General features: G+C 72.0%; 12 protein-coding genes. 4 read left to right on the forward strand and 8 right to left on the reverse strand.

What is annotated here, in order from left to right:
* Positions 1 to 13: 13 nt before the first annotated feature.
* Together B6G06_RS05130 and B6G06_RS05135 are read right to left on the reverse strand one after the other, a co-directional pair.
* Positions 14 to 1,057: a GNAT family N-acetyltransferase gene (locus tag B6G06_RS05130; protein ID WP_081171292.1), complete on the reverse strand. Its 1,044-nt coding sequence runs from the start codon at positions 1,055 to 1,057 to the stop codon at positions 14 to 16.
* A 250-nt stretch (positions 1,058 to 1,307) separates the two neighbouring features.
* Positions 1,308 to 3,560, reverse strand: coding sequence for a DNA gyrase/topoisomerase IV subunit B (locus tag B6G06_RS05135; RefSeq protein ID WP_081171295.1), 2,253 nt, complete (start codon positions 3,558 to 3,560; stop codon positions 1,308 to 1,310).
* Between the two features lie 721 nt (positions 3,561 to 4,281).
* On the opposite strand from B6G06_RS05135, the gene B6G06_RS05140 reads away from it, so the two are divergent.
* Positions 4,282 to 4,545, forward strand: a complete 264-nt coding sequence (locus tag B6G06_RS05140) for a DUF7455 domain-containing protein (protein WP_080462726.1) — start codon at positions 4,282 to 4,284, stop codon at positions 4,543 to 4,545.
* A 298-nt stretch (positions 4,546 to 4,843) separates the two neighbouring features.
* Here B6G06_RS05140 and B6G06_RS05145 read toward each other — a convergent pair whose 3' ends face one another.
* Both B6G06_RS05145 and B6G06_RS05150 read right to left on the reverse strand, forming a co-directional pair.
* On the reverse strand, positions 4,844 to 5,347 hold the full coding sequence (locus B6G06_RS05145) for a hypothetical protein (protein ID WP_205635440.1): 504 nt from the start codon (positions 5,345 to 5,347) through the stop codon (positions 4,844 to 4,846).
* Between the two features lie 93 nt (positions 5,348 to 5,440).
* A complete protein-coding gene (locus B6G06_RS05150; RefSeq protein ID WP_081171297.1) occupies positions 5,441 to 7,069 on the reverse strand; it encodes an RNA polymerase sigma factor in 1,629 nt (542 codons plus the stop codon).
* Positions 7,070 to 7,335: 266 nt separating this feature from the next.
* Between B6G06_RS05150 and B6G06_RS05155 the strand changes: the two genes are divergently transcribed.
* Complete coding sequence (locus B6G06_RS05155; RefSeq protein ID WP_081171299.1) at positions 7,336 to 8,487, forward strand: polyprenyl synthetase family protein; 1,152 nt, start codon at positions 7,336 to 7,338, stop codon at positions 8,485 to 8,487.
* Positions 8,488 to 8,553: 66 nt separating this feature from the next.
* Entirely contained in the window at positions 8,554 to 10,695 is a 2,142-nt protein-coding gene (locus B6G06_RS05160) for a Stk1 family PASTA domain-containing Ser/Thr kinase (RefSeq protein WP_080462729.1), read from the forward strand.
* Between the two features lie 82 nt (positions 10,696 to 10,777).
* Here B6G06_RS05160 and B6G06_RS10630 read toward each other — a convergent pair whose 3' ends face one another.
* The 3 genes from B6G06_RS10630 to B6G06_RS05175 form a co-directional block, all read right to left on the reverse strand.
* Positions 10,778 to 14,062: a hypothetical protein gene (locus B6G06_RS10630; protein WP_081171301.1), complete on the reverse strand. Its 3,285-nt coding sequence runs from the start codon at positions 14,060 to 14,062 to the stop codon at positions 10,778 to 10,780.
* A gap of 90 nt (positions 14,063 to 14,152) precedes the next feature.
* Entirely contained in the window at positions 14,153 to 15,517 is a 1,365-nt protein-coding gene (locus tag B6G06_RS05170) for a class II 3-deoxy-7-phosphoheptulonate synthase (protein WP_081171303.1), read from the reverse strand.
* 447 nt (positions 15,518 to 15,964) lie between these two features.
* Complete coding sequence (locus B6G06_RS05175; RefSeq protein WP_081171305.1) at positions 15,965 to 17,194, reverse strand: pyrophosphate--fructose-6-phosphate 1-phosphotransferase; 1,230 nt, start codon at positions 17,192 to 17,194, stop codon at positions 15,965 to 15,967.
* Positions 17,195 to 17,397: 203 nt separating this feature from the next.
* Here B6G06_RS05175 and B6G06_RS05180 point away from each other — a divergent pair, with 203 nt between their 5' ends.
* A complete protein-coding gene (locus tag B6G06_RS05180; protein ID WP_081171307.1) occupies positions 17,398 to 17,646 on the forward strand; it encodes a hypothetical protein in 249 nt (82 codons plus the stop codon).
* Between the two features lie 18 nt (positions 17,647 to 17,664).
* On the opposite strand, the gene B6G06_RS05185 is transcribed toward B6G06_RS05180, so the two are convergent.
* Positions 17,665 to 18,534, reverse strand: a complete 870-nt coding sequence (locus B6G06_RS05185; protein WP_081171309.1) for a lysophospholipid acyltransferase family protein — start codon at positions 18,532 to 18,534, stop codon at positions 17,665 to 17,667.
* Positions 18,535 to 18,711: the final 177 nt, after the last annotated feature.

The following is an 18,711-nucleotide window of genomic DNA, read 5'->3' on the forward strand; positions in this document are numbered from 1 at the left end:
ATCACCGCCGGGGTCACACGTCCAGGCCGTAGAGGATCGTGCCGCGCGTGGGCTGGTAGCCGAGCCGCTCGTAGAGGCTGCCGGCGCCCGTCGGGCTCGCGGAGTCGACGCCGGCGGCGGCGTACTCCATGCCGTCGGCCGCGTAGGCGCGCATGGCCGCGGCCAGCAGGGCCGCGCCGAGGCCGCGGTCGGCGTACTCGGCGAGCGAGCCGAGCATATCGGTGTAGCCCTCCTTCCAGCCCAGCGCCTCCCAGTCCTGCTCGTACCGGCTGGATAGGAGGTACCCGGCGATCCGAGCGCGGTCACTGGAGCGGTCCAGGGCCACGAAGGACCACTCGGGGGCGAAGAAGGCCCGGCCCGCGGCCCACCGTTCGGGGCTCATCGGCTCCGCGCCGGCGTCGTCGGCCGCCCGGTTGTGGGCCCGCAGGATCGCCTCATCCAAGTCCTTGGACCACGGTTCGATGCTGAGGAAGCGGTCCACGGGGGCCTGCGGGATCGGCTCGCTCAGCGAGCGGCGCACCTCCCGGTACCAGCGCTGGGGCGAGTATCCGAGGTTCGTCAGATGCGTCTGCATCCGCTCATCGTCCTCGAGCACCGTGGTGATGATGTGGGCGGGGATGAGAGAGCCATCGCCCTGCCTCCCCGCGCGCTCAGCGCCGATGAGGTGACGGGCGCGCTCGGACTGCCAGCGCAGGATCGCCCCGCCGATGCCCCGGCCCCGCCAGAGCGGGTCGACGACGCCGAGCACGGAGGCGAAGATCTCCGCGGCCGGGCGCACCCGGGCGAGCCCGAAGGCGCGCATGACGCCATCGGCGTCCCTCCCGGCGACGCCGGAGTACGTTGGGTCGAGGAAGTACTCGGCGGTCTCCTGCTCGGTGGTGCGGTAGGGGGGATCATCGACATCCTCGGCCCGGGCGACGAGCGCGGCCAGCTCGGCGTTGTCGGCGGGGCCCAGGGGCCTCCAGGACAGGGAGCGGGGCAGGGCCGAGCGCGCGCCCGGGCGCATCATCGACCACGCCGCGGCCGCGGTGGCCTTGGGTCGTCCGTAATATGCCATTACCGCCTCCTTACTGCCTGATCCGATGCCCTGCCGACGAAGTGCCAGTGAGCCGCCACTGCCGCCGCCGGTTCCACGGCCGGCCCGCTGCCGGCCTCATCCGGGGGGGCGCCCGTGTCCACAGCGACACCCGCCCCGGCACCGGGACACGTTTCCGGCAAGGCTACCGGAGAGGCGGGGCCGGCCCCTCCTCCTGCAGGTGGAACCGGGAGCGGCCCGGGATGGGCGACGGCGGACCCCTCACCGGCGCTCAGGCGTCGATGCGATCGCGGTCCACGGCGTCGGCCCCCGCGATGATGAAGTCGCGGCGCGGCTCCACGCTGGAGCCCATGAGGAGCTCGAAGACGTCCTCGGCGTGGGTGAGGGCGGCCTCGTCGGCCAGGGTGATGCGCCGCAGGGTGCGGTGCTCGGGCTCCATGGTGGTCTCGGCGAGCTGGTGGGCGTCCATCTCCCCCAGGCCCTTGTAGCGCTGGGGCTCCTTGAAGGAGCGGCCCTGCTTCTCCAGCCTGCGCAGGGTGGTGACGAGCTCGTCGTCGGAGTAGGTGTAGATGATCTCCCTCTTGCGGCGCCCGGAGCCGGAGACCTCGATGCGGTGCAGGGGCGGCACGGCGGCGAAGACTCGGCCCGCCTCGATCATGGGGCGCATGTAGCGGAAGAAGAGGGTGAGCAGGAGGGTGCGGATGTGGGCGCCGTCGACGTCGGCGTCGGTCATGAGGATGACCTTGCCGTAGCGGGCCTGCCCAAGGTCGAAGGTGCGCCCCGAGCCCGCGCCCACCACCTGGATGATCGCCGAGCACTCGGCGTTGCGCAGCATATCCGCCTGGGAGGCCTTCTGGACGTTGAGGATCTTGCCGCGAATGGGCAGCAGCGCCTGGTACTCGGAGTTGCGGGCGTTCTTGGCGGTGCCGAGCGCGGAGTCGCCCTCCACGATGAACAGTTCGGAGTGGGCGACGTCGTTGGAGCGGCAGTCGGCGAGCTTGGCCGGCAGGGTGGAGGTCTCCAGGGCGGTCTTACGACGGGTGATCTCCTTGTGCATGCGCGCGCTCACACGAGCGCGCATCTCCCCGACAACCTTCTCCAGCAACGAGCGGGACTGGGCCTTCAGGTCCCTCTTGGTGGAGGTGAGCAGGGCTGTGAGCTCCTTCTCCACGACGCGGGCGACGATCTGGCGCACGGGGGCGGTGCCCAGGACCTCCTTGGTCTGCCCCTCGAACTGCGGCTCGGGCACGCGCACGGTGACCACGGCGGTCAGGCCCGCCATGATGTCCTCCTTCTCGATGCGGGGGTCCTTGGCCGTCATCTTCAGGGCGCGGGAGTTGGCGTCGATCTGCTTGCGCAGCACCTTGACGAGGGCCTGCTCGAACCCGGTGAGATGGGTGCCCCCCATGGGGGTGGCGATGATGTTGACGAAGGAGCGCTCCAGGGTGTCGTAGCCGATGCCCCAGCGCAGGGCGACGTCGACGGAGCAGGTGCGCTCCACCTCCACGGGGCGCAGGTGGCCGGTGGACTTGTCGAGCTGCTGGACGGTCTCGGTGTAGGAGCCCTCGCCGCTGAGCCGGAAGGTGTCGGTCACTGAGGCGTCGGTGGCGAGGAAGTCGACGAAGTCGGCGGTGCCGCCGCGCGCCCGGAAGACCTCGACGCCGTCCTCGGCACCGGTGTCGAACAGGTCCCCCGAACCCTCGACGGCGTTTTTGGCGCCCGTCCGCAGCGAGGCCTCGGCCACGGCGTCGTCGGTGGCCCCGGCGTCCGCAGCGGGCGTGGTGGATGCGGCGATGGCCTCGGCCTCGGGGCGCTGGTCGTCAAGGGACAGGGTGAGGCCGGGCACGAGGAAACTGGTCTGGCGCAGGCGGGCGCGCAGGGCCCCGGCATCGTACTCGGTGGGCCTGGGGAAGATCTGGGGGTCGGCCCAGTAGCGCACGCGAGTGCCGGTGGTGCCCCGCTTGACCTTGCCGATGACACGCAGCTCGGAGGCGTCGGTGAACTCTGTGAACGGCGAGTCGGGGCCGCGGCCGGCGGAGTCGTCGAAGGAGCCTGGGACACCGCGGTGGAAGCTCATGGCGTAAGTCCTGGAGTCGCGGTCCACCTCGACGTCCATGCGGGAGGCCAGGGCGTTGACGACGGAGGCGCCCACACCGTGCAGGCCCCCGGCGGCGCCGTAGGACCCGCCGCCGAACTTCCCGCCGGCGTGGAGCTTGGTGTAGACGAGCTCGACGCCGGTCAGCCCGCTGGAGGGCTCGATATCGACGGGAACGCCGCGCCCGTTGTCGCGCACCTCGATGGAGCCGTCGTCGTGGACGATCACCGAGATGGCGTCCCCATGTCCCTCGAGGGCCTCGTCGACGGCGTTGTCCACGATCTCCCACACGCAGTGCATGAGGCCGCGCTGGTCGGTCGAGCCGATGTACATGCCGGGGCGCTTGCGCACCGCCTCGAGCCCCTCCAGGACGGAGAGGTGGCGCGCGGAGTAGTCGCCTCGGCTGGTCTTGTTCTCGGATGCGGGCACGCCCGGAATCTAGCCGATACCGGGGCCGCGGTGCTTCTGCCGCGCCGCCGGCACGGCTCGCGGGCGCCGTTGCGGAAGCAGGCTCACAAGGGGAACGCTGACATGCGGGAAGTCGCAGAACCATCACATAATGACTACAAGTCCATAAAATCCCGGACTTAAACGGTTTTCCGGGGGTTGTGAGCTTCGACAGCGCCGGAGCCAGCACCGCTGACCGCTGCCCTGTCGGTGACGGCGCATCCGCCACAGCGGTGCATCGCCGCCTCGACAATGAGGTTCCTTCACTCCCATGCGCGACTCCACCACGCTCGATCAGATCTCCCAGGCCGCCCCGCGCAGGGGTTCATCAACCGCATCGAGGGCCCCTTCTCCGCCATCATGATCACCTCGGCCCTCGCCCTCGTCGGCGGCACCTGGGGCCTGGGGCGCCGCTGGCAAGGACGGTGTACCGAGCGATCGCCCGCAACCGGCACAGCCCCGGCCGCCAGGGCTCGTGCGCCGTCCCGCCGCGAGAGCCCTCCGCCGCCCTCCGGCGCCATAGCTCGTCAGCGCAGTCGCCGTCGCCGTGATGCGTCGGGTCGCGAATCGGGGACGGCTGGGAGGTCCCGCGTGAGCGGGCCTCCCCACGTCCCCGATCGGCCCACGGCGAACTCTCTGCGCCCCCGGCGGAAACCCGGGTCCGCGGACCGGATCGGGAGGGCGGACGTGGTCCAATCGAGTCATGAGCACTACGAGCACCTCCATCATCGAGCGCGCGGCCGCAACCGAGGCCGCCCCTCTCACCGAGGGCGTCGCCGTCGAGGCTCGTCCTCTGACCACGGCGGACCGCTGCGACGCCTGCGGCGCCCAGGCCTGGATGCGCGTGTTCCTCGTCTCGGGAGAGCTGCTCTTCTGCGCCCATCATGGGCGGGAGCACTCCCAGGCGCTCGCCGAGCGGGCGCTGTTCATCCAGGACGAGAGCTCGCGCCTCACCGAGGGCGCCTGACCCCGGGCCCGTTGCCCCGGTGCAGCCGGCATCGTGCGAGCGCGCCCGGCGGTGACGGGCATGGCGATCGTCGTGGCATCGGGGACGACGCCGTCCAGGGGTGTCGAGCTGGAGGCGCGCGAAATCGACCGGCGCCGCCTCATCGTCGTCAGCCATCCCCGGGCCGCAGCCCTTACCCAGCGGGGCGATGATCTCCGAGTCGTTCGCGCGCACCACGGTGGGCCGCAGGGATGAGCCTGTAGGCCGGGGTTTACGGCCCCCGAGCGCGATGGATGGGATACGCGTCCGCGCTCGGGCATCAGCCGGCGTCCGCGGCTTGGGCGCCCTGACCGTGGAAGTTGGACTGGACGACGGCGCGATCGCCCAGGGGCGCGGCGAGGGTGACCCGCACGGTCGCGGTCTCGAGGATCGCCGGGCACTGCGCAGGAGCACCCGGGAAGGAGCCGACGCTCAGGTTGATGTCCACGGCGTCGGGTGACTCCCCGACATCCGCGTGGACTGCCATGCAGGTCGCCGGCCCGCTGGAGAAGCCGAGCTCGATCGTGGTCTCGTCAACGGCGCGCCAGGTGTCCCACGCCTGGGGAAGGGGGTTGATGAGGTCATCGCGCGAGACCCACTCACCCCCCATGGTGGTCTGAACGGCGGTGGGCTCCCCGGTGGCGGACTGCCGCGATGACGAGGACCCGGAGGAATCCTTCGAATCCTTGGACTGGGAACAGGCTGCGGCCAGCAGGGGAAGGCCGACGGCGCCGAGGCCGAGCACCAGTCGCCGGGCGGGGAGGCCGGGGCGTGCGTTTCTCATGGCTCCATCCTCTCCCGGACCGGCGCCCAGCGTCCAGAACCCAGCAGGTCAGTGGCGGCGGGGCCCTGAGCGCGCGCCGACCGGGTCCCGAGATCAGTCGAGGTAGTCTCGCAGGACCTGGCTGCGCGAGGGATGGCGCAGCTTCGACATGGTCTTGGACTCGATCTGCCGGATGCGCTCGCGGGTGACCCCGTAGACCTTGCCGATCTCGTCGAGGGTCTTGGGCTGGCCATCGGTCAGCCCGAAGCGCATGGACACCACGCCGGCCTCCCTCTCGGACAGGGTGTCGAGCACCGCGTGCAACTGCTCCTGCAGAAGGGTGAAGCTCACCGCATCGGCCGGAACCACGGCCTCGGAGTCCTCGATGAGGTCGCCGAACTCGCTGTCCCCGTCCTCGCCCAGCGGCGTGTGCAGGCTGATGGGCTCGCGGCCGTACTTCTGGACCTCGACGACCTTCTCAGGGGTCATGTCCAGCTCGACGGCGAGCTCCTCCGGGGTGGGCTCGCGGCCCAGGTCCTGGAGCATCTGGCGCTGCACGCGGGCGAGCTTGTTGATGACCTCGACCATGTGGACCGGGATGCGGATCGTGCGGGCCTGATCCGCCATAGCACGGGTGATGGCCTGGCGGATCCACCACGTGGCGTAGGTGGAGAACTTGTAGCCCTTGGTGTAATCGAACTTCTCCACGGCTCGGATGAGGCCGAGGTTGCCCTCCTGGATGAGGTCCAGGAAGAGCATGCCACGGCCGGTATAGCGCTTGGCCAGCGAGACCACGAGGCGCAGGTTGGCCTCGAGGAGGTGGTTCTTGGCGCGCTGACCGTCCTGGGCCACCCAGTGCAGCTCGCGGCGGTACTTCGCGGGGAAGTCGTTGCCCTCGGTGGCCAGCAGGTGCTCGGCGTACAGGCCGGCCTCGATGCGCTTGGCGAGCTCCACCTCCTGCAGGGCGTTGAGGAGGGCGACCTTGCCGATCTGCTTGAGGTAGTCCTTGACCGGGTCCGCCGTGGCGCCAGCGGTGACCACCTTCTGGGCGGGCTCATCGGCGTCGTCGGAGTCCGAGACGGTGAAGGAGCCGTCCTTGTCGCGCTCCTTGACGCGCTTGCCGGCCTTCTTGGCGGCGGCGCGCTCGGCCTCCTCCCGGCGCATCCTCTCCAGCTCCCCGGTGAGGGCGGCGATCGAGGGCTCCATCTTGATGCCCTTGATAACCCAGCCGCGGAAGATGTAGCCGTTCTCGGCCAGGAACTCGCGGGCCACCAGGGGCGCGGAGTCGCCGATGATGAAGCGCGGGACGGGACCGTGGCCGTAGGGGGCCAGGGTGATCGGCTCCTCGAGGGTGCCGTTGCCGTCGATCTCCAGGCCCTCGACGATCGTGTGGGAGCGCACGTAGAGGGTGGCGCCGGGGGCGAGCTTGACGCCCTTGAGGGCGGCCGGCGTGTTGAAGGGGTGCTTCTTCGTGCCGTCCCCGTTCTCCTCCAGGTTCACGTCGAGGTAGTAGTCGCGCAGCTCCGGGGCCGGGCCATCGTCCTCCTGGGCGCCATCGGCGCCCAGGGAGCCCTCGTCATCCTCGTCGGAGTCCCCGTCCAAGTCGTCGTCGAGGTCCGCCTCCTGCTCATCGGAGTCATCGGCGTCGTCGGCGTCCGGATCGAGGTCGAAGTCGTCCTCGGGGACCTCATCGGCGTCGTCGATGTTCTGAGCACGCTTGCGCAGGGCAGTGGAGGAAGCCACGGGGCACCTTTCACGTGGGGAGTCTGCTCGGCGGCGGGCCAGCCCCTCGACTCCCCTCATCTCCACGCGGGGAACCGGGCGCAGTCCACCACCATCGCAGCGGGCAACCCAGCGATTGTAGCGTTTATTCCCGCTCTGCTCAGCATCGCCCCAGCGCAGCCGTGCTCGGCGGCCCAGGGGCGGGTGCTCCCGGGATCGGCCGATCGCCGCAACCCCCTGCCGCTGCTCCCACGACCGCCACCGCCTTTTGCCACTACCCTGGCGCCATGACGCAGATCGACCGCACGATGAGCCTCGTGCGCCGGGCAGTGGACGAGCGCATCTCGCAGGCGATCGCCGAGCGGAGGGACGAGTGGTCCGATGCCGGGCCCGCTGCGGCCGAGCTCCTCGACGCCGCCGCGGATCTGCTGGGGGGCGGCAAACGGATGCGGGCCGTGCTGGCCGCCATCGCCCTGTCCGCCACAGCCGATAGCGCGCGCCGCGAGGATGTCCTGTCCGGACGGGCCTGCGCCGGCCTGGGCGCCGCTCTGGAGCTCTACCAGGCCAGTGCCCTCATCCACGATGACGTCATCGACGGCGCGCTGACCCGCCGGGGCCTGCCCGCGGCCCACCGCCGCTTCGCCATCGCCCACCGGGGCTCCCACTGGCTCGGCGATGCGGAGGCGCATGGCCGCAGCGCGGCGATCCTCCTGGGGGACCTGCTCCTGTCCGCCGCGGGCTCCGAGCTCGGGGCGGCCCTCGCCCAGTGCCCGCAGGGGACCCGGGCGGCGGGGCGGGCCGCCTTCGACGCCATGGCGGAGGAGGTGGCGCTCGGCCAGTACCTGGACGTGCGGACGGAGTCCCTGCCCCTGCCCGATGAGGGCGCGGATCACGCCGCCGCCGGCCGGGCGATGGAGGAGGCCGCCCTGGCCGTGGTCCGCCGCAAGTCCGCCCGCTACTCCGTCATGCACCCCCTGCTCATCGGCGCACTCCTGGGGGGACTGCCGCCCCACGGCGAGGGGGCCCGCCGCCTCGCGGAGCTGGGCGAGGCCACCGGGATCGCCTTCCAACTGCGCGACGACGAGCTCGGCGTCTTCGGAGACCCCGCCCGTACGGGCAAGCCCGCCGGGGACGACCTGCGCGAGGGCAAGCGGACGGTGCTGCTGGCGCTGGCCTGGCAGCGCTGCGACGCCGGGGGCAGGGCGATCCTGCGCCGCGTCCTGGCCAACACCCGGGCGGATCCGGCGGAGATCGCCGCGGCTGCGGCGATTATCGAGGAATGCGGGGCCAGGGCCGCGCACGAGGAGAGGATCGACGAGCATGCCGAGCGGGCGCGCCGGGCCCTCGAAGCGCTCATCACCGCGGAGGCGGGGCTCTCCAGGAGCGCCACTGCCGACCTGGCCTCCGTCATCTCGCTGCTGACCGACCGCAGCGCCTGACCCGCGTGGGAGCCCGCCCCGGCGCTGCGGTCCGGCGCGGACTCCCGGGCCCCATACAATGCCGTCGTGTCCCACGACCCCCTGACTGGCCGGATCGTCGACTCTCGCTACGAGGTCGGCCGGCGCGTGGCGCGCGGCGGCATGGCCACGGTCTACAAGGCCTATGACCGCCGTCTCGAGCGTGATGTCGCCCTCAAGCTCATGCACGCCCACCTGGCGGACTCCCCCGACTTCGTCGCCCGCTTCCGCAGGGAGGCCAGGGCCGCGGCGCGGCTGTCCAATCCCGGCGTCGTCGCCGTCTACGACCAGGGCGCGATCGACGGCATCGCCTACATCATCATGGAGTACGTGCCCGGGCCCACCCTGCGGGACCGCATCGCCTCGGGCCCCCTGACGGTCGCCGAGGCCCTGGAGATGACCGGCCACGTGCTCCGGCCGCTGGGCGCCGCCCACCGCGCCGGCCTCATGCACCGCGACATCAAGCCGGAGAACGTCCTGCTGCCGGTGGACGGCTCCGTGCCGAAGGTCGCCGACTTCGGGCTGGCCCGGGCGGTCACGGAGGCCACCCAGACCTCCACGGGCAACATCCTGGGGACGGTCGCCTACCTCGCCCCCGAGCTCATCACCTCCGGGGCCTCCACGCCGCGCGCCGATGTCTACTCGGTGGGGGTCATGCTCTTCGAGCTGCTCACCGGCGAGCAGCCATTCAGCGCCGACACCCCGATCCAGATCGCCTTCCGCAACGTCCACGAGGACATCCCCGCGCCCTCGACGCGCGCCGATGGGATACCGACCGCCGTCGACGGGCTCGTGGCCTCGATGACCGCGCGGGACCCGCAGGAGCGGCTCGCCAATGCCGATGACGCGCTGCGCGCGGTGAGGGAGGTGGCCGCCGAGGTCGTGGATGAGGCCGGGGCCGACGACGCACCGGCGACCAGTGCCGCCGTACTGGGCGCCGCCATGGGCGCGGTCGGTGAGGAGGGCGCTGGCGGAGCCGCCTCCCCATCCGGGGCGGACACCGCCGGCAGTGCGGGCAGCGCTGATGGCGCCGTCGGCTCGGCGAGCGCGCCCGGAGCGGTGAGCCCCGCCGGCGCTCCCGGCCCTACCAGCGCGGGAGTCTCCGCCAGCGCGGTCACGCCCGCCGAGGCCTCATTGACGGCCCGCCTCCCCCAGGGCCCCCCCGATCCGGGCGCTGCCACTCCCAGCGCCGGTATGCGCACGGTCTCCCTGCCGATCGGCTCGATCTCCAACACGAGCGGCGATGATGGAGACAGCAAGGAGGATCCCGACACGCGCGCGGCCGGGCTCCTCGGTCGCCGCCTCCTCATCGCGGGTGGCGCGCTCGCCGTCCTCGGCGCGGTGGGCGGCACCGGCGCCTGGTACTTCGTCGCCGGCCCGGGACGCCGGGTCAGCGTCCCCAGGATCGAGGGCATGACCACGGAGGAGGCCAGTGCCGCCGTTTCCGGAGCGGGACTGATCTGGGTCGAGCCGACAACGGTCCACTCCGACTCCGTCCCGGTCGGCACGATCATCTCGGCCATGCCCGCGGGCGGCACCTCGGTGACCGTCGGAGCGCGCATCCAGACCGTCGTCTCGCTCGGCATTGAGCAGAAGACCGTTCCGGACGTCGTCGGCAAGACCGAGCACGATGCCCAGACCGCCATCATCGACGCTGGCCTGACAGTGGGTCAGACCTCGAAGGAGTACTCCGCCTCCGTGGCCACCGGCATGGTGATCTCCACCGATCCAGCGGCGGGCCAATCCCTGGACAAGGGCTCGACCGTCAGCATCACGGTCTCCAGGGGGCGCGCCTCGGCCACGGTGCCCGACGTCGTCGGCAGGACCGAGAGGGAGGCGCGCAAGGCGATCGAGGCTGCCGGCCTGGAGATGAGCATTCCCACCAGGGCCAATGACAAATCGGTCAAGGAGGGTCGTGTCATCTCGCAGTCGCCGAAGAAGGGCGCCAGTGGCGTCTACAAGGGCGACACCGTCGCGCTCGTGATCTCGCAGGGCCCGAAGATGGTCACCGTCCCCGATGTGACGGAGAAGTCCGAGAGCGAGGCGAAGAAGGCCCTCAAGGACGCCGGCTTCGAGGTGCAGGTGGACAAGGCCTGGACGGGCCACGTCTTCGGCGAGGTCGACTACACCAAGCCCGCCAAGGGCGAGCAGGCCGCTGAGGGCTCCACGGTGGTCGTGCGCATCAAGTGACGCCGCCACGGTGATCGACCGACGCAGCGGGACGCGCCGGCGAGTCCCGCCGACCGGGCGGGCGCCGGGAGGCCCGGACGGCTCACTCGGCGGCCGTGCGCGCCCGGCGCGCCAGGAGGGCGATGATCCCCGTGCCGTTGCCGCGCAGTTCGCGCAGTCGGTTGCGCCATGGCTCCGGCCAGCCGAGGGCCTGGCCCTGGGTGGTGACGATGGCCAGGGCGAGAGCAGCGCCGGCGGCGTCCTGACGGCGCATGAGGGCATCGGCGGTGCTGACGGGCAGACCGGACTCGGGCAGGAGGCGCAGCCGGCGGGCGCGCTCGAGTGCCGCGGCGGCTGTGGCGGCGAGCTCCCCGGCGAGGCTCGCGTCGCCGACGGTTCCGGCCAGGCGCTCCAGAGAGGCCAGGCAGGCGGCCTCGTCCTCCCAGTCGGTGGCGGCCAGACGGCCGGCCCAAGGAGCGCAGAGCGGGCGGGAGTCGCGCTCGATGTCCTCGAGCAGGGCGCTCATGGCCTCCAGGTGGTCACGGTGCCAGCGCAGGGAGGCGCCATTGTCAGGGATCATGGCGGCAGCGAGGCTCTCCATGCGGCGCAGGCGAGGCAGATCGGCCTCGGCCTGGGCGTTGGGCTCGGCGCCGCGCGCGAGTCGGCGCAGGACGGCCAGGTGCTCGCTCCAGTCGGCCGAGAGCGCGCTGTGCCCAGCGATCGCGCTGATCGCGGCGGCCGACTCGGCTCGGGCGCCGTCGCGGACGATGCCCTCCAGGAGGCTGGGCAGGTCTGGCAGGACATCGCTCCACTCCCCCAGGGCCGCGATGAGCTCGGGCTCGCGGGCGGCGGCGAGGAGGAGGCGGGCGTAGCGCAGGCGATGGCGGTCGGCGATGTGCCGAGGCGATGTGGCCGCCAGGGCGAGAGCGGCGTCGCGGCCCTCGGTGGCCACGTGGGCGAGGATCGTCCAGGCCTCGGGGGCGTCGAGCCAGGCGATCATGGCGCGGGCGGCGGCCAGGCGCACATCGGGGCGGGTGTCACGCGCCATGGCGGCACCGGTGAGGGTGGGCAGGTCCGCGGGGCGGTGGAGGCGGGCGAGGATGCGCAGGGCCTCCTTGCGCGCGCTCATGCGGATGGGGCCGGACATCGCGCCGGTGAGGATCTTGGAGGCCATGGCCGGGTCGAGGCGCGCTGCGCAGGCCATGGCGCCGTCGAAGGCGGTGCGGGCCCAGTCCTGCCCGGCGTGGTGGACGATCTCGCGCAGGGCGGCCTCGGGGTCGGACAGGTGGGCGAGGGCCTCCAGGGCGGAGGCGCGGGTGTCGGGGGCGCCGTCGTCGAGCCAGGGCCGCAGGTCCTCGACAGTGGTGGACGGGATGCGCGCCAGGGCGGTCAGGGCGCGATGGCGCTCGGGGCGGGTGGTGGCGCGCGCGTCGATGCGGCGGCGCAGGGCGGAGGCGTAGGAGGCGAGGTGCTCGGGGGCCCAGCCGTGGGAGCCCTCGGGAAGGAGCGCCAGGTAGGTGTGCTCGCGGTGCCAGAAGCGGCCCCGCAGGGGGCGGTCGAGGAAGAGGATCTCGACGAGGTCCTGCCGCATGGTGGCGATGGCGTCGGTGACGGGGCGCAGGGCGGCGAAGGACTCGTCGCGGCGCACGAGCTCGGCCACGCGCTCGCCGCGGGTGGCGGGGTCGGCCAGCCAGGCGACGGCGGCCCCCTGGCGGTCCGCGGCAACGGGGGAGTCGAGCGCCTGCACGAGGAGGGAGTCGAGCAGCCGCTCGCCGTTCGCCCGGCGGCCGAGGGCGGAGTGGAGGTCGAGGAGGAGGCCGCACTCCCCCGCGAGGGACTCCTCGCGAAGCCGCTTGGCGAGGGCCTCGACGGCGGTGGAGGCCAGGGCGCGCCCAGGGGTGAGCGGCGGGTGCCACAGGTGCGGTTCGTCCCCGACGGCGGCCTGGAGGAGACGCGCGGGGGCGGTGGGAGAGCCCCCAGTGGCGATCGCGTGGTCGATCAGGGCCCAGGCGAGGCCCTGGAGGGTCCACTGAGTGGCGCTGGAGGCGTCCTGGGCGCGCAGGGCCGAGCGGGTGAAGCCCTCCAGGGGCGTGAGGGGGCAACTGGCCAGGACGGACAGTGGGATGGAGGCCAGGGTCCTGGCGACGACGAGGCGAACGGCGTCCTGCTCGTGATCGAGGGCGCCGAGTCGCAGGAGGACATCGGTGAGCGCGTCGGCGTCGCGGCTGCGCCCGGCGGAGCCGATGAGGGCGGCCCAGGCCTGGGAGCGTTCCTCGGCGCCCAGGGCGTGGAGGCGGGGCGCGGCCTGGAGGATGGCCTGTTCGGGCGGCAGGAATCCGGCGAGCGAGAGCTGGTCGAGGGCGCTGGCGGCCTCTGGCAGGGCCGCCATGCGCTGGGCCTCGCGCTGGCGCCGGGCGCGGGGCAGGACCTCCAGGAGCGCCTCGGAGTAGTGGCGATGGGCGGTGTCGACGCCGTCGAGGGCGCCGTCGAGGACCTCCTCGCGATCCCGGGGAGGCAGGGCCGCGAGGATGGCGGCGAGGCGGCCGTCGTCATCACGGCCGGCGCGGGCCAGGGCGATGCGCTCGGGGACGGCGAGCAGGTGGAGGGCGCGGTGGAGGCTCTTGACCAGGCGGGCGCTGGCGGTGGTGAGATGGCGCTGGCCGACGTCGTGGGGGGCGCGGGCCAGCAGGGAGCCGACGGCGGTGGGATCGTGACGCAGGAGGCGCCCGAGATGGGGGTCGAGGCCGTCGGGGATGACGCGGGTGGGCCCGGCGGTCAGGAGCAGGGCGATGATCCCGCCGGGCAGGCTGGCGGCGAGCGGAGCGTAGGCGGTGCGGGCCCAGGCCCAGGCGCGGTCGCGCTGGACGGGGGCGGCACCCTCGAGACGGCGGGCGAGCTCGTCGAGGACGACTCCGGGGTGGCGCCGGGCCAGGGGGGCGAGGCTGGGCAGGAGGTCGCCGAGGTCGGCGATGAGGGAGCGGGCGGTGGGCTCGTCGGCGGAGGCGAGGAGACGGGCGCGGTCGGCGTCGGCCAGGGGAAGGCCGAGGAGGATGGCGGCCATGTCGGTGCGGCGCGTGGCGCGGATGCGGTGCTCCAGGGCTCGGCGCTGATTCAGGGGCAGGCAGAGGTAGCGGGTGGCGAGGTCGTCGGTGCCGGGGACGGCACTGCGGCTGAGGGCGCGCACGCGCTCGACGTCGCCGATCGCCCTGGCGGCGGCCAGGACGAGGCGGGCGTGGTAGTCGGAGACGGCGGCGAGGCCGTCGAGGAGGGAGCCGAGGGTGGGATCGGCGGCGTGGTCGCGGGCGAGGCGCACGAGGGCGCGCACGCGCTCGACATGCGGGAGGGAGGGCAACTGCCGAGCCAGGGATTCGGCGTCGGGAAGGGTCATGGGGCGAGGCTACCGGGCGTCCTGCCGCTTCTTCGCCCTGACGGCGAAGCCTTGTCCCCTTCGAGACCTTCCCGGACACCGGGGCCCGGCTCAGCCGTGGTGGGTTTGGAGCATCTCGGCGACCTCGAAGGCCATCTCGAGGGACTGCTGGTGGTTGAGCCGGGGATCGACGAGGGTCTCGTAGCGCTTGGCCAGGCCGGCCTCGTCGATGCGCTCGCCACCGCCGAGGACCTCGGTGACATCCCCGCCGGTGAGCTCGACGTGGATGCCCCCGGGCACGGTGCCCAGTGCCCTGTGGACCTCGAAGAAGCCGCGGACCTCGTCCATGATCGCCTCGAAGCGGCGGGTCTTGTAACCGTTGTCGGAGATGATGGTGTTGCCGTGCATGGGGTCGGTGATCCAGGTGACGGGGCGCCCGTCGGCGCGGACCGCCTCGACCAGGGGCGGCAGCGCGTCGCGGACACGGCCCGATCCCATACGGGTGATGACGCTCAGACGGCCGGGCTCGCCATCGGGATTGAGCCGGTCGACGAGGGCTAACAGCTCCTCCGGCGCGGCGGTGGGGCCGAGCTTGACACCGACGGGGTTGCGCACGCCCGCCAGGAGGGCGACGTGAGCATCGTCGGCGCCGCGGGTGCGCTCACCGACCCACAGCAGGTGGGCGCTGGTGCCGTAGAGGTCACCGGTGCGCGAGTCGCGCCGGGTCATGGCATCCTCGTACTCCAGCAGGAGGGCCTCGTGGGCGGCGTAGAAGTCGACCTGCTTGAGAGCATCGAAATCGACCCCGGCGGCCTCCATGAAGCGCATGGCCCGGTCGATCTCCTCGGCGAAGGCCTCGAAGCGCTTGTAAGCGGGGTTATCGGTGAAGCCGCGGTTCCAGGAGTGGACCTCGCGCAGATCGGCGTAGCCGCCCATCGTGAAGGCGCGGATGAGGTTGAGGGCGGTGCCGCTGCGCAGGTAGGCCTCGAGCATCCGGGCGGGGTCCGGTGTGCGGGCCTGAAGGCTGAAGTCGTGACCGTTGACCGAGTCGCCGCGGTAGGCGGGCAGGGTCAGGCCATCACGGGTCTCGGTGTCGGCGCTGCGGGGCTTGGCGTACTGACCCGCCATGCGCCCGATCTTGACGATCGGCATCGAGGCGCCGTAGGTGAGCACTGCCGCCATCTGCAGGATGGTCTGGACCTTGAGACGGATGTCCGTGGCGGTATTGCCGTCGAAGGACTCGGCGCAGTCCCCGCCCATGAGGACGAAGGCCCGGCCCCGCGCGGCCTGGGCCATGCGGGAGCGCAAGGAGTCGACCTCGCCGGCGAACACGAGCGGGGGGCGCGAGCGCAGATCCTCCCCAACGGCCGCCAGAGCCCCGGGATCCGGATAGGCGGGCTGCTGCGCGGCAGGACGATCTCGCCAGGTGCCGGGACTGGCGGTGGCCTCAAGCTCGTTCATCACGCCGGTCAGCATAGGTCAGGGCGGGGCGGGCCCGACTCCCCCACCGCATGCCGGGATCAGGGCCCGCCCGGGCCGGACAGCCGCGACCCGCCTTTGGAGCACCACGGCAGCGTCAGCCGATTACCGGCAGCGCGCTGAGACGCGGAGTCGCACGCTCGGAGGACACCTCAGGATTCAGAACGTTGGAATCACGCGAAGCGATCTCGGGCCGTGGAGTCTCCCGTGCGCATTCGAGGCCCGAATGCGCACGCGGGATCTCGGGCGCGTGCAGCGCCTACGCCATTCCGACGAGAAGTCGGAGCGCTCCCGCTGCAAGCGTGCGATTCCCACTCCGCTCACCTGAGATGTCACGCCCATGGGCGCCGAGAACGCGCCTGGGGGCCGGCGGCGCCGCAGCACGGCGCCGCCGGCCCCGAGTGGCGGTCCTGGCCGGTCCGGTCGGCCGGGCCGTCCCTGGCCTCAGTGCTCCGGGGCCGTGTCGGCCGGGGCGACGGTCTGGCCGAGTTCGCTCATGAGCTCGGTGAACCAGGGCTGGGTGATGTCGAAGGGCTTGCCGCCGGCGATGCGCGGGAACGGGATGGCGCCCAGGGCGTCACCGTTCTCCTCGTCCTGGCCGATGACGCCCGACTCGCCGCGCAGGGCGCAGTCGACGGCGAGGTCGCACATCTGCTTGATGAGGGCGAGGTCCTCGGCGTTGGCGGCGGCGGCGCGCGAGTAGTAGCCGGACTTCTGGACCATGACCTTCTCAGCACCGATCAGCTCGGCGAACTGCCTCGCGAACCACTGGCCGGGGTTGATGGTGTCGAGCTTGACGTGGCCGAAGGGGTCGCGCTGGACCTCCTCGCCCTTGGCCTCCATCTCAGCGATGATCTCGGGCACGCCGGCGCCCTCGGACAGGAAGACGTTGACGTTGCCCTGCTCGTCCATGATCGCCTTGAGGCGCTCGGCCTCAGCGGCGATGTCGAGCTTGACCTCGGGCAGGAAGACGGCGTGGACGTCCCAGCGCTCCTTGGTCAGGCCCAGCGAGGGGGCCCACTGCTTGGTGTCGAGCAGCTTGTGGTAGCGGCGGGCGGTCTCCGCGGTGAGGTAGCCGCAGTTGCGGCCCATGCACTCGTGGATGATGAGCATGCGCGGGTTGGAGCGGTGCTCGCCGATGACATTGAAGGCGAATCCGGCGCCCTCCTCGGCGGCGGTCCAGGCGCCGAGGGATTGGCGGATCGGAACGACGTCGTTGTCGATGGTCTTGGGCAGGCCGACGACGGTGAGCTCGTAGTCGTTGTCGTGGAGGTAGGCGGCCAGGTCCGCGGCGGTGGTGTTGGTGTCGTCGCCGCCAATGGTGTGCAGGACGTCGACGCCGTCCTTGCGCAGTTGCTCGGCCGCGAACTCGAGGGGGTTCACGCCCTCCTCCACCAGGCCGCGCTCGACGAGGTTCTTGGCGTTGGTGAGCTTGACGCGGGAGTTACCGATCGGGGAGCCGCCGAACTCGCGCAGGAGGCCGGCGTTCTTGCGACCTTCGGCGTCGACGACGATGTAGTTTCCGGTGAGCAGACCGTGGTAGCCGTACTGGTAGGCGATGATCTCGACGTCGGGAGCGACCTCGGTGTAGCGCTCGATGAGGTCGCCGACGGCGGCGGAGAGGCAAGGGGCGAAGCCGCCCGCAGTGAGCAGGGCGACGCGACGGATCGTCATCGTGGGCCTTTCGGTGAAGGTTGAGAAGTGACAGCCCTCATCCTAGCCGTGCGCGCTCGGAAGGCGCTGGCGCCGCTGGTCGCCGCTTCCCCGATCCCAGTCTCCCCCAGAGCGAAACCGTTGGCTCCAGCCACGGCGAGTAGAATAAAGTTACACTATGGCGGCCTGAATTGCCATAATCTCCACTTCTGAAAGTAGGTCCTATGCACGCCCGGCGCTCCCAGATCGCGCTCCTCCCCTCTACCCCGCCCTCCCTGAGCCGACGCACGGCACTGACGGGGGCGGCCGCCCTTCCGGTGGCCGCGCTCCTCGCCGCCTGCTCGCCCGGTCAAGCGCCATCATCGGCCGGCGGCGCAACGGCCGCTGACGCCATCCTGCCCACCTCAGCCGATGAGACCAGGACCTTCGCCGTCCTGGCGGCCTGGGGAGCATCCCTGGCACTGGCCGCCTGAGACCGATCGGCCCCGTCGTCAGCGGTCTCGGGACTCCGGGGTGGGCTCCTCGTCCGACTCGTCGCCATCGTCGGCCTCATCGGCGGGAGGCTCGGGGACGCTCACCTCGGGGGCGGGGCGGCCGCCGGGGGCCGCCACGGGACCGGCGGGGCGCGAACCGGCCTGCTGGGTCAGCAGGCGGTCCGTGGCCTCCAGGGCCGTGATCTTCTCGGCGTCCATCAGCTTCTTCACATCCGCCGCATAGACGTCCACGTACTCCTGCCCCGACAGGGACATGAGCGCGTACATGACCTCGTCGGTGATGGAGCGCAGCACGAAGCGGTCGTTCTCCAGGCCCCGGTAGCGCGAGAAGTCCAGCGGCTCGCCCACCACGATGCCCACGCGGTGGCGCGTCGATGGGATGACCTGACCGATCGGCTGGGCGATATTCGAGCCGATCATCGCCACCGGGATGATCGGCGCGCCCGTGGCCAGCGCGATGCGCGCCACGCCCGTCTTGCCCCGGTACATGCGGCCATCGGGGCTGCGCGTGCCCTCCGGGTAGATGCCGAACAGCTCCCCCGCCCGCAACCGGTCGATCCCCGCCTGGAGGGCCGCCTGCGAGGCCTTGCCGCCCGAGCGGTCCACCGGGATCGTGCCCACGGCCGTCATGAAGCGCTTGACCGCCCAGCCCTTGACCCCCTTGCCGGTGAAGTAGTCGGACTTGCCGATGAACGCCACCTCGCGGTCAATGAGCAGCGGCAGGAAGAACGAGTCGATGACCGCCAGGTGGTTCGAGGCGAGGATCGCCGCGCCCTCGGCGGGAATGTGCTCCTCGCCCCTGATCCAGGGCTGGTAGAGCATCTCCAGGGCGGGGCCGGCGGCGGCCTTCATGCCTCGGTATCCCACGGGGGCCTCCTGCGCTCTCGTCTCCTACTGCTGGCGCTCGCATCCCCCACGCGCCCGGCGGGGCGCCCTTGGAGCGGCTGCACCACGAAGTCTAGCCTCGCACCGTGCCCCCACCCACACGTTCCGCCGACGGCGCCCGCGATCCACGCGGCGCCGCCGTGACCGCCCGCCCGTGGG

Source organism: Actinomyces gaoshouyii (assembly GCF_002076915.1).
In the GTDB taxonomy this organism is placed as follows: Bacteria; Actinomycetota; Actinomycetes; order Actinomycetales; family Actinomycetaceae; genus Actinomyces; species Actinomyces gaoshouyii.